Raw genomic sequence first — 11,489 nt, 5'->3', positions numbered from 1 at the left:
GGGCGTTGACCAAAGTCAAGGGTCGCCCGATCGGCCGTCAGGCGGGGGGGTGCCACGCTCCAGAATATCGGAAATCTCCTGGCAAATGGCGTCGATGGTCGGCGTGAATTCGGCTAAGCTTTTGGTGCGCAGACGCAGGATCGTCAGGTCAAGCTCGGTCGTGGGAAAGCCCAGATCGGTGATCTGCACCAAATGCCCGGCGTGCAGATCGTCGGTGGTCGCGGTCATCGGAAGCCAGCCAACGCCAAGGCCGCACCTGATGCTTTGCTGAATGGTCTGCGTCAAACCGGACACCAGCTTCATCGACACCCGGAACGGAAGCGCCGGCAAAAGCGCCGATCGCGTCAGATCGCCCAGAAAGACCTCGGACGGGTAAGTGATCAGCGGCAGCGCCTCGTCGCGGGCAATCTTTTCCTTGAGTGGACCAATATAGTCAGGCGCGCAGACCGGGATAAAACCGTCGCGCCCAACGGTAGTACGCTGTACCAGATCGCGCGGAGGGTTGAGACGCCGCGTTTCGGTTTCGTAAAACAGCGCGGCGACCACCTCTTCCGTCATCAGCATCTGGAAACAGGATTCAAGATTGGCCGAGCGCAAACGAATGTCATGCACCGCCATCACATCACCCAGCGCCGCAAGCGCGCGCGGCAGGATATTGGCGGAAATGGAATGCAGCGCGGCAAGCCTGAGCGGCTCGAACGGCTGGACCGCAAAGGCATCGGCAAGGCGGTTCATCGCCACAAGCCCGGTTTCAAGTTCAAGCTTTTGCGACTTGAGAAACGCCGTCGGCCCCGAGGGGCGGCGCGTGCGATCAACAAGCTCGGCGCCCAAAAGGTGCTCCAGCGCCTGAAGCCGCCGCGAATAGCCCGACTGCGACGCATTTCGGGTCTGCGCCGCAAGCGAGATGCTTCCGGTTCGGATCAGGGCAAGAAGGTCGAGAATCGCGTTTTTATCCATGACATCTCATTTGCATGCGCTTTTCGCATATTAGATTGCGATCTTAGCGCTTTTAAAGTGAGAGTCTTGCATTAATTTCGGGCACACGCACCCGAATCCAACCGGGCTACGGGCCGAAATTCACGCGCCGCGCTGACAACATTTGCTTAATCAGGCGCCTTCGGTCTTAATGGTGAAAAACCAAAAAAGGGAGATACCAACCATGAACCTTCGACTAAAGATGCTTGCCGCTGCGGCGGTCACGGCCGTCGGCTTTGCCGCACCGGCCTTTGCGGATGCCGGCGACAGCCCGACGCTTCAGCGCATTCAGGAACGCGGCGTGGTCAGCATCGGCCACCGCGAAACCTCGATTCCGTTTTCCTATATCGGCGAGAACAACGAGGCGGTCGGCTATTCCATCGACCTCTGCCTCAAGATCGTCGAGGCCATCGAAGAGCAACTCGGCGGCGACAAGCTTGAGGTCCGCTATGTTCCGGTCACCGGCCAGACCCGCATCCCGCTGATCGCCAATGGCACGATTGACATGGAATGCGGATCGACCACCAACAACCTGACCCGTCAGTTGCAGGTCGAGTATCTGCCCACCACCTTCATTACCGGCACCAAGCTTGCCTCCAAGGTCAGCTCGGGCATCAGCGAACTGGAAGACATGAACGGCAAGATCATCGGTCTGGCCGCGGGCACGACCAACGAAAAGGCGATCAAGGCCGCGATCGAGTCCAAAGGTCTTGATATCAAGATCGTCCCGGTCAAGGATCACAGCCAAGGCTGGCTGGCGCTCGAAACCGACCGCATTGATGCCTATGGCTCGGATGACGTGCTTCTCTATGGTCTGATCTCGAAGGCGTCCGATCCCTCGGCCTATCAGGTCACCGGCCGCTATCTTTCGTTTGATCCCTATGCGCTCATGGTTCAGCGCAACGATTCAACCTTTGAACGTCTGGGTCGCGTGACAATGGCCGGGCTCATGCGCTCGGGCGAGATGGCGGATATCTATGCCAAATGGTTCGAGCCGGGCCCGACCAAGATCAACATGCCGCTCTCCGATACCCTGCGCACCGCCTTTGAAATTCAGGCCCTGCCCGAATAAGCGCGCGTAACCACGCAACAAGATGGGGCGGATCACTGGCCGCCCCATCCACAATAAGGACCGGGGGATCGCATGAATTATAATTGGGACTGGGGCATTTTGTTCCGCGACCCCTATCTTGGCTGGATCATTCAGGGGCTTGGCTGGACGCTTGCGATCTCTCTACTTGCCTGGATCATCGCCTTTTCGCTTGGCTCGGCCCTCGGGGTGTTTCGCACCGCAAGCAGCCCGGTCTTGCGCGCCCTTGCCACCACCTATGTCGAGATTTTCCGCAATATCCCGCTGCTGGTGCAGCTGTTCCTGTGGTATTTCGTCTTCCCCGAACTGTTGCCGGATGACTGGTCGCGTTGGGTCAAGCGCGACATGCCGTTTCCGGCGCTGACCACCGCCGTTGTGGCCATCGGGCTTTATACCGCCTCGCGGGTCTGCGAACAGGTCCGCTCCGGCATCGAGGCCGTCGGCCCCGGCCAGCGTCAGGCCGGGCGCGCCATCGGCATGAGCGAAGTGCAGGTCTATCGCTATATCCTGCTGCCGAATGCTTACCGCATCATCATCCCGCCGCTGACCAGCGAATTCCTGACGATCTTCAAGCAATCCTCTCTGGCGCTGACCATCGGCGTGGTCGAACTGACCGCGATGACCCGCCAGATCGAGGAATACACCTTTCAGGGGTTTGAGGCCTTTACCGCCGCCACCATCGTCTATTCGCTGGTGACCTTCACCGTGATGGCGGTGATGCGTCAGGTGGATCGGCGCACCGCCCTGCCGGGTACATTCTCGAAAGGGGCCGCATGATGTTCGATCTCGACTTTTCCGTCATTCCCGCCAATTCATCGCTCTTGTGGGAAGGCATGAAAATGACCTTCCTGCTGACCGGGCTTGCGATTGTCGGCGGCATTGTTCTGGGCACCTTCCTGGCTTTGCTGCGCATCGCCAAAGTGCCGGTCCTGGCCCAGATCGCGGCCGCCTATGTCAACTTCTTCCGCTCGCTTCCGCTGATCCTCGTGATCTTCTGGCTGTTCTTTCTGGTGCCGCTGATCCTCGGGCGCCCGGTCGGGGCATTTTCCTCGGTGCTGGTGGCCTTCATCATGTTCGAGGCAGCCTATTACTCTGAAATCATCCGCGCCGGCATCAATTCGGTGCGCCCCGGTCAGATGGCGGCGGCGCGCGCCATTGGTCTGACCTATGGGCAAAGCATGCGCTATATCGTGCTTCCGCAGGCGTTTCGCGCGATGACGCCGATCCTGCTGACGCAGGCGATCATCCTGTTTCAGGACACCTCGCTTGTCTACGTCGTCGGCCTGCGCGACTTTCTTGTCAGCGCCGAAATCGTCGCCAACCGCGATCAGAAACTGGTCGAGATGTTCCTGTTCGTCGCGGTGGTCTATTTCGCCTTCTGTTTCACCGCCTCCATGGGCGTCCGCTTCCTGCAAAAAAGGCTCGCAACATGATTGAGATGAACTCCGTCAACAAATGGTACGGAAAGAATTTTCAGGTTCTCAAGGACTGTAGCCTGAGCGTCGCCAAGGGCGAGGTGATCGTGGTCTGCGGGCCGTCCGGGTCCGGCAAGAGCACGCTGATCAAGACGGTGAACGGGCTAGAGCCGATCAACAGCGGCGAGATCACCGTGGCGGGCACAAGCATCACCGCAAAATCGACCAACCTTGACAAGATGCGCTCGAAAATCGGGATGGTGTTTCAGAACTTCGAGCTGTTTCCGCATATGAACGTGACCGAGAACATCAAGCTTGGTCAGACCAAGGTTTTGGGCCGCAGCCCCGCCGAGGCCGAGACCAAGGCGCTTGCCCTCCTGGAGCGGGTCGGGCTTGCCGAACAGGCCCATAAATACCCCTCGCAACTTTCCGGGGGCCAGCAACAGCGGGTGGCGATTGCCCGTGGCCTCGCGATGGAGCCGATGGCGATGCTGTTTGACGAGCCGACCTCGGCGCTTGACCCCGAGATGATCAATGAGGTGCTTGATGTGATGGTCGGGCTTGCAAAAGAGGGCATGACGATGATGGTCGTGACCCATGAAATGGGCTTTGCCCGCAAGGTCGCCGACAGGGTCGTGTTCATGGACCACGGCGAGATTGTCGAAGATGCCACCTCGCAGGATTTCTTTGGCTCGCCGCGCAGCGAACGGGCGCAAGAGTTCCTCTCGAAAATCCTCAACCACTGAATATGCGCCGATGGCACTCCATGACCTGAGCGAACTCGATCTGTTGCCCGGCCTTGCGGAGTATCCGAGGGCCGCGCTGTTTTCCACACCCCCCGAGATCGAGCCCCTGCCCCGGCTTGGCGCGCGCCTTGGGATTGCTCTGGAGGTCAAGCGCGACGACCTTTTGCCCATCGCCATGGGCGGCAACAAGGTGCGCCAGCTGGAGTATTATCTCGGCGAGGCGCTTGCCCAAAACGCCGACAGCGTTCTGATCACCGGCGCGGTTCAGTCGAACTTCGTGCGGCTCTGCGCCGCCAGTGCGCGCAAACTTGGGCTGGAGCCGCATATTCAGCTGGAAAACCGCGTACCCAAGGACGACGCGGCCTATGTCCGGTCGGGCAATGTCTTGCTCAATCAGCTTTTGGGCGCGACGATCTATCCCTATGTCGGCGACCAGAGCGAAGCCGCCGCCGATGCCAATCTTGATGCCATCGCCGACGATCTGCGCCGCGCGGGAAAGTCGCCCTATGTGATCCACCTTGGCACCGGCCACCCGCCGCTTGGCGGGCTTGGCTATGCCCGCGCCGCCGCCGAGATGTACCTTGATTATCAATCGCGCGGTGAATGGCCCGATCACGTCGTTCTGGGCTCTGGCAGCGGCTTGACCCATGGCGGCTTTCTCGCCGGGGCGCGGGCCGTCGGCTGGGATGTCGCGGTGCATGGCATCTGCGTGCGTCGCCCGGCACAGGAACAAGCCCCCCGCATCCTTGCCCGCACCCGCGAGATTTGCACCATGCTCAGCTCTGATTGCGAGATCGCGCAGTCCGACATCAGGGTCGACGACAGCACGCTTGCCCCCGGCTATGGCCAGATGAACGCCAGCGTCAGAGATGCGATCAGATATGGCGCCCTTGATGAAGGCCTTCTTGTGGATCCGGTTTATACCGGACGCGCCCTCGCGGGTCTGATCGCCCTGACCCGCAGCGGCGTGATTGCGCGCGGGCAAAGGGTGGTCTTTATCCACACCGGCGGCTTGCCGGCGATTTTCGCCTATCAGGATGATCTGCGTGCAGGGGACGATCAGGGTGGCCCGGACACCGGGCGGTGAGGCCGGGCAAGGACCCCTCAGACGGCGCATTTTCCGGCAATGTCCAACCGACGCGGCGCGCAATCAGTCCGCCACCGCCACAGAATTCTTGAATTCTCGCGGCCCCGAGGGCATCCTTGAGGAATATTTTTAGAAACCTTTTTGGATCAGGATCATGACGAAAGCCTGCTGTGGCACCTGAAGGTTCCCCGTGGCTATACCTCGAAAGTGGCGCCCGACAAGCTGGTGTTTCCCGGCGACAGCATGATCAACACCCCGACCCCGCCCGCGACCCATACCGCCGTTGACCTTGAGGGCTATGTCGACTGCTGGATTACCGACATGGAATGCGCCACAAGCCTGCGCCCCAAGCTTTACGGCTTCGATTACGGTCGTGTCGCGGATATCGTCGAGGCGTCCCTTGGCATGGTTGACGGCGTCGAGAGATTTGAAAAGCGCCTCATCACCACGATACCCCAGACCCAACGCGCCGGCACGCCAAGCATCCCCTCCGAAAAGGCGATGATGAAGGATCTGATGCTATCGGCCTATGCCAAGGGCGGCAAGGTCTGCCTGAGCTATCACATGCTCAACCCGTTCCTCACCCCGGCCGACAACAGCGGCGGGGCTGATCCGCTAAGGTATCATGCGAGTCTGGACGAAACGCATCTGGACTCCGCACAGTTTCAGACCGAGTTCGCCGCGCAAAGTGGCACCGTCGACAGGGGCAGCCGCGAGATGGGCCGGTTTCTGGATGATCTGCTTGGTCACGCAATGGCCGACGGCAAGGATATCTATGTGCGCCTGCTGCACGAACCCAAGATCGATTACTTCTGGTGGGGAGAGGCGGACGGGCACAACGCGAACGCCTATATGGCGAATTTCATCTCGCTCTGGAACGCAATGGTCGCCGCAATCCTTGACGAGATAGATGAGGACCGCCGCGCGCGCGTCAAGTTCGTGTTCTGCATGAACGGCAAGCCAACCACAGGTGAGTTTGAAGACGACCTTGATCGCTACTTTCCAACCGGGGCCGCGAGCGCAGCCCTTTCCGCCTTCCTGAACAGTATCGCGGTTCTGGGACTGGATTATTACGAAGAACCCGGAAAAGACCCGACCGCCTCGCATCTTGCGGATCAGTACGACCGGCTTGTGGCAAAGGTGGCCGCCGTGAACGCAGCGTTTGGTCTTGAGTGGGGCCACGCCCTGACCGAAGTCGGTATCAGAACCGCCTTCAAGGGCAAGCTTTACGGCGAGTACAACAGCGGGCTTTCTATTTTGACCAACGAAGAAAAGGAATGGCCCGCCGACAAGCGCACCTTTTTCAATGACGTTGTCTTTGCTCTCGCCAAGCGGGCCTCGAGCAAATGGGTCATGTTCTGGGTCAACCGGCTTGGGAATTCGGCGTTTTCGGCGCTGACCCCGTCAACCGCGATCGGGGCGACCTTGCGCTATGGCGAAACCGATGTCTTTACCCACGCCGAGGGCCAGTTCTTTTACCCGATGCTGCCCTCAGAGCCCTTTTCCATCGAGACCTATCAACAGGGTTTCGTCGACGCCGCAGGCGTGCAGCAGAAGACCTTTGTCAAGATCGCGGCCACAGATCCCGCCCTGCTTGACCAGATACCCGGTGCCTTGCAAGACGGCAGAAGAACGTCCCAGGCAAAGGCCTATCAAGATGCGGTGACGGATTTCTTCCGCCTCGTGCCAACCTACATCAAGACCTTGAACGCAAGCGGCGTTCTGGCGGTCGAGGCCTATCAGAGAGGCACTCTCTCACGGCCGTTTTTCTCGCAGAGCCCGGTGCCCCCCGATCCCAATGCCCCCGACATTATTTTCGACACGCTTTAGGCGTCGTCTTCCTCGATAAAATCGAATTGCAGCCCCGGCCCGGAATGGCCGCGACCAGCATCCTTGTGGTGCCCGACCCAAAAGTGGTTGTCGTCCTCCCCGGCCCCGGCGGCGAATTTACGAATCCGGCGCACCCGAAGCCCGGTGCGCGGCACCTCTTCTTCCATCAGGCGTATGGATTCACCAACAATTCGCGAGCGGTACTGCGGGTTTGCCCGGCTGGCATCGGGGTCTATGCGCCCGCGCCGCAAGAACACCTCGCCGTTTGTCGGGGTCAGGTTGATCTGCACCGGCACATAGGGAATCCAGTTGGCAGGCACCTCTGACATCAGCCGAAAACCGGCGACCTCCTGAGAGGGGTCACCTTCGCTGTCACCACCGCCCTGCGTATCGCCATTGCGGATCGTGTCACCGTCCTCGGTGGTATAGGCATGCTCCTAGGCCCAAACCAGGTTGGCCTGTTCATCACGCACGAAACGCACATCTTCAAGGACGTCGTTGTAAAGCACATCAAGCGCGATATTCGGCGCAAAGAGAGAGGCGCCCGACAGCCCCCCTTGCCCGCCGCCGGGTCAAGCGCGAAGACCCTCCAGGCCTTGTCCTCGATCGGCTTGAGCGTGGTCGTGACCCCGAAACTATCGGTCACCTTCAGCGACCCGATCTCACGCACCGACCCCGTGGGCATCGGCGCCGGGATCATGTACCACTTGTTGATATCGGTATAGAAAAACTCGGGCAAAAGCGTCGAGAGGATACTTGGCTCTGCCTCGCGCGGGCTATCGAAATATGCGCCCGCATCTTCGATCTTCCACCAGCGCGGATCAGGCGCGCCGCGAAATGTCATTTGCGTCGGCACAAAGGTCTGGGGATCGTCGTCTATCGGGGTGGCATCCTCGAATGTCTCAACAAGATCAAACTGATACCAGTCAAGCTGAAACCCGGAATACTCCGAGGCCTGTAACTGGTGGCCCGTCGTGCTGAGCCCGAATTCGTATTCCAGCGCCTCGCGGCGCCAGGCCGAGGCATCGCTGTCCTCGCTGTCCTCCGCTTCGACAAAGCGCTCCAGCGGTTGCCTGCGGTCAACCTCTTGCGGCTTGCCCTGCCGTTGCAGGTGGGTCACCGGAAAATGCCGACTCTTCACCTCGATCTCGGCAAGCGCGCCGCCGTTTTCGGCCTCGAACTCGCCGGTCTGCCATTGCCGCACCAGAAACCAGAGCGGGTCCTTTACCCGCGCCGACAGGGCCTCGGCGATATTGACCGACCGGTTCGAGCCGTGAAGCTGTTGCTTGTCTTGAGCTGCCATGGCATTACTCCTTCACCACGCCAAAACCGCGACGCTCCCAGAGTGCCGCGGCAGAGGTGCCCATGAGATTGAGACCACCCGCCACATCGACCATTTGCAGCGACAGACCGTTCAGGCCGATGGCACTTACGGTGTTCTTGAGGGTCTGTCGCGGAATGCGTGCCTGGAATGTCTTGTCGACTGGTTTGTGCGCGATCACGTTTGAACCGGGCAAGGCCGCGCCCGGAAAGGCCCTTACATGGCTCGAGAGGGCGCGGATCTTCATCCATTCGATGGCCTCAAGCACAAGCTCTGCCGCGCGGGTCTGCGTCCAGGTCACGTAGTCATCGCTTGGCGCCACCCCAAGCAGGATCGCATGCGGCGCCTCGCTTTGCGGGCTGTCATAATTGATCGCGATCCCTGCCGGTTGGGTCTGGCTCGGGCGCTGGATGCTCCACTCATCGCACACGATGCCGCAGACCGGGCTTTTGGCCTCCATAAGCCGTGTGTCGCTCACAAAACACGCCGTGATGGCGGACCTCTGGCGCATCCTCTGGCGGGCGCGGATCGGCCTGCGGGTCGGTGGGGTCAATGGTCGCCGCACGCTGCGACTTGAACGCAAGGAACGGCCCGGCCAAGCGCGCCAAATGCCCCGCGCGCCCGACATTCGGGCGATGCTCATCCCAAGGCGCAAGCCCGTCCGCGACCGCGATCTGCGGCTCGACCAGGGGCGTCAACCTGTTCGTATTGCGTGGCACCGGCGGCAAGATGATCATCGCCTCGCCGTCAAGCGCCTGTCGCAAGGCCGCATCACAGCCCTGAAGATCGGCCTTCGCCTCGGCCAAAGCGGCATGCCCCGATGCCGGGTGATCCTGCATGGCCCGCGCCAGCCGCGCCTGCTGCCCGGCAATCCGCCCTGTCATATCCCCAAGCCGCCCGATCACCCCTTCGGGATCATCGACCGCCTCAGGGGTCGTGAAATGGCGCAGCGCCTCGGGCGCGCCGTAATCTGCCAAAGGCTCCAGAAAGCGACCAAGCAGAACCGCGCGATGCTGTTCCGCCCGCGTCATCTGGCCGTCGATGCTGGCCTGATCGGCCCCGCTGTCGATGAGGCGGCGCGCCTCAAGCACTTCGGTTTCAAAGACCGCGACGGCATTGATCGCCGCGCCCAGATCGCTCTTCATCCGCGTGTCCAAGATGCCGATGCGCTGTTGCAGGGCGTCGATGCCATATTGCACCATGCCAATCGCCTCGGCCTCGGGCAGCTCGCCCTTGCGGGTATCGGCACTGGCATTGAGGTCGCCATGCTCAAGACTGCGCCCGGTCTTGGCGGTTTTGCGGATCAGCTCTGCGCGTTGCAACAGCTCTTGCAACGGCGGGCTGCCCGCGCTCAGGTTCACGTCAAACGTCAACGCCGCCCCTGCGGCAAGATCGCCAAGCTGCGCCGCCAGTTGCGGCTGTTGCGAGAGTTTCCGGGCAATCTCGGCTTTGGCACGCACCTGAATTTCACTGACCCCGCCGATCACAAGATCAATCGGCGTCATGCCAAGGTCATGTTTCAGGCGCATCGAAACGCTGGTCGCTGGCGCCGCCCCCGTGGCCCCGGCAACGGGCACCGAGAGGGCCATTTCAAGCCGCGCGTTTTCAAACCCGTCCAGCACGCGGCGCGCAAATGCCGCCAGTACCGGTTCGCCGATCTCTCGCGGCGAGGCCGCCGGGTCCGGGTCGGTTTGCGGCATCAGGATCGAGACGCGGTAGGATGAGCCCTGACCCTGACGCTGAGTTTTGAGGAAGATCGGCACACCGGGGGGCGGATAGCCCGACAAGACCTGCAACCACGCGTTGGCCGCGTCCGCCTGTCCAAGGGCGCGGCGGTGCACGGCCTCGGCCATCACGACATCGCAAAGCGCATCAAGATCATCCTCCAGCAGGGCGCGCAACGCCTTGAGCGGCTCGGGGTGCGTATCGGCGACAAAGGCCAGCCCGTCGAACACCCGGCGCGCGCCGATATCGTCATTGCGCTCGCCCTGCAAAGGATAGCGCGCCCGCAGTTGCAAGATGAAGGTGTCGTGCTTGTTGTCATGAAGCCAACGTTCGCCGCGCAGGCCAAGCCCTTCCTGAAGGTCATGCCCCTTTGACAGCAAATCCATCAACTTGAGCGCGCGGCGCGTGCGCTTCGAGATTAGGTTGATCTCGAACGCCCCGCCGCCGCGATGGCGCAGATAGGCCGAGCGCAGCAACGCCGCCATCAGCGCCTGCGGCACGCTCGGGGCCTGAATATAGCCATCGCTGCCGCCGGTTTTCGAGGCCGGGCGCAGCTTGCCGATAAACCCGTAATACCCGGCGGCGAGCCCGGTTTGCCCGGCTTGGCGGTCCGCCTTGAGCCGCGCATAGGCAAGCCCGGTGGCAAAGGCATCAACCCGGTGCTGAAAGAGATCGACAACCTCGCAAAGCAACACTTCAAGGATCGCGCGACCCTACTGGCGGGCGGCAATCGTTTCAAGATGGCTCAGCGCGGCGGCATAGCTCTGATTGAGAGAGGCCACCTTTCGCAGGACAGCGCGGTCAATGGATGTGGCCCAGGGGCTGCCCGGCTTGATCTGGCCCGCCGAAAGGGCGCTAAGCCCCGACAGGCTCTTGTTCACCGCCAAGAGCTGACGCCGCAGGCCAGCGTCGGAGACCTGCTCGATGTCGACAAACATCTCCGGGCGCTTGGTATTCTGCGGGTCCACCCGGCCGCCAAACTTGCCGAAAACATCCTTGAAGACCGGCGTCTTGATGTTGCGCTCAAGCGTGAGCCGGGCCAGCCGGTACAGCAACGGCCAGCGGCGCGCGCGGCTATCGGGATCGACAAGCTTGTCCAGCGGATGTTCACGCAGCGCCTTGAGGTAATTCAGAGGTGGTCCTAGTTTTTCGACCAGTTTGCAGCCCTGTTAAGGTGGATCAGGGTTTCATGTCAGGCTGCTAATCTCGTTGGTTCTGTTTTGCTTGCATAGGCCTCATTCGGGGTCAAGATGCCGTGGGTGGAGTGCGGCCGTTCGGCGTTGTAATAGGCCAGCCATTT

Annotated in this window: 12 protein-coding genes; 6 read left to right on the top strand and 6 right to left on the bottom strand. The window is 61.1% G+C overall.

Annotated elements, in window-relative coordinates:
* Positions 1–15: 15 nt before the first annotated feature.
* Complete coding sequence (locus ROG8370_RS07520) at positions 16–957, bottom strand: LysR family transcriptional regulator (protein ID WP_085826469.1); 942 nt, start codon at positions 955–957, stop codon at positions 16–18.
* Positions 958–1,159: 202 nt separating this feature from the next.
* Between ROG8370_RS07520 and ROG8370_RS07515 the strand changes: the two genes are divergently transcribed.
* The 6 genes from ROG8370_RS07515 to ROG8370_RS07490 all read left to right on the top strand — a co-directional run bounded on the left by ROG8370_RS07515 (position 1,160) and on the right by ROG8370_RS07490 (position 7,143).
* Positions 1,160–2,047, top strand: coding sequence for an amino acid ABC transporter substrate-binding protein (locus tag ROG8370_RS07515; protein WP_085826534.1), 888 nt, complete (start codon positions 1,160–1,162; stop codon positions 2,045–2,047).
* Positions 2,048–2,119: 72 nt separating this feature from the next.
* Positions 2,120–2,842 carry an amino acid ABC transporter permease gene (locus ROG8370_RS07510; protein WP_085826468.1) on the top strand — a complete coding sequence of 241 codons (723 nt, stop codon included), beginning with the start codon at positions 2,120–2,122 and terminating at the stop codon, positions 2,840–2,842.
* Positions 2,842–3,498 carry an amino acid ABC transporter permease gene (locus tag ROG8370_RS07505; RefSeq protein ID WP_073195565.1) on the top strand — a complete coding sequence of 219 codons (657 nt, stop codon included), beginning with the start codon at positions 2,842–2,844 and terminating at the stop codon, positions 3,496–3,498. Before ROG8370_RS07510 ends, ROG8370_RS07505 begins: the two co-directional genes overlap by 1 nt.
* Positions 3,495–4,226, top strand: coding sequence for an amino acid ABC transporter ATP-binding protein (locus ROG8370_RS07500; RefSeq protein WP_085826467.1), 732 nt, complete (start codon positions 3,495–3,497; stop codon positions 4,224–4,226). The genes ROG8370_RS07505 and ROG8370_RS07500 overlap by 4 nt, the downstream gene beginning before the upstream one ends.
* A 10-nt stretch (positions 4,227–4,236) precedes the next feature.
* Positions 4,237–5,313: a D-cysteine desulfhydrase family protein gene (locus ROG8370_RS07495; protein ID WP_085826466.1), complete on the top strand. Its 1,077-nt coding sequence runs from the start codon at positions 4,237–4,239 to the stop codon at positions 5,311–5,313.
* 141 nt (positions 5,314–5,454) lie between these two features.
* Positions 5,455–7,143, top strand: a complete 1,689-nt coding sequence (locus tag ROG8370_RS07490) for a glycoside hydrolase family 26 protein (RefSeq protein ID WP_085826465.1) — start codon at positions 5,455–5,457, stop codon at positions 7,141–7,143.
* Here ROG8370_RS07490 and ROG8370_RS07485 read toward each other — a convergent pair.
* The 5 genes from ROG8370_RS07485 to ROG8370_RS07465 are packed head-to-tail and all read right to left on the bottom strand — an operon-like array spanning position 7,140 to position 11,244.
* Positions 7,140–7,472 (bottom strand): hypothetical protein, encoded by a 333-nt coding sequence (locus tag ROG8370_RS07485; protein WP_085826464.1) that lies wholly within the window; start codon positions 7,470–7,472, stop codon positions 7,140–7,142. The genes ROG8370_RS07490 and ROG8370_RS07485 overlap by 4 nt on opposite strands.
* Positions 7,472–8,446, bottom strand: a complete 975-nt coding sequence (locus tag ROG8370_RS07480; RefSeq protein WP_085826463.1) for a hypothetical protein — start codon at positions 8,444–8,446, stop codon at positions 7,472–7,474. Before ROG8370_RS07480 ends, ROG8370_RS07485 begins: the two co-directional genes overlap by 1 nt.
* A 4-nt stretch (positions 8,447–8,450) precedes the next feature.
* Positions 8,451–8,942, bottom strand: a complete 492-nt coding sequence (locus ROG8370_RS07475; RefSeq protein ID WP_139838066.1) for a hypothetical protein — start codon at positions 8,940–8,942, stop codon at positions 8,451–8,453.
* Positions 8,884–10,884 carry a hypothetical protein gene (locus ROG8370_RS07470; RefSeq protein WP_085826461.1) on the bottom strand — a complete coding sequence of 667 codons (2,001 nt, stop codon included), beginning with the start codon at positions 10,882–10,884 and terminating at the stop codon, positions 8,884–8,886. Before ROG8370_RS07470 ends, ROG8370_RS07475 begins: the two co-directional genes overlap by 59 nt.
* Positions 10,885–10,902: 18 nt before the next feature.
* Entirely contained in the window at positions 10,903–11,244 is a 342-nt protein-coding gene (locus ROG8370_RS07465) for a hypothetical protein (RefSeq protein ID WP_085826460.1), read from the bottom strand.
* Positions 11,245–11,489: the final 245 nt, after the last annotated feature.

It is taken from the genome of Roseovarius gaetbuli, from assembly GCF_900172365.1.
Classification (GTDB): Bacteria; Pseudomonadota; Alphaproteobacteria; order Rhodobacterales; family Rhodobacteraceae; genus Roseovarius; species Roseovarius gaetbuli.
Note: the sequence above shows the minus strand (reverse complement) of the source record. Positions and strands in the feature narration are given on the sequence as shown.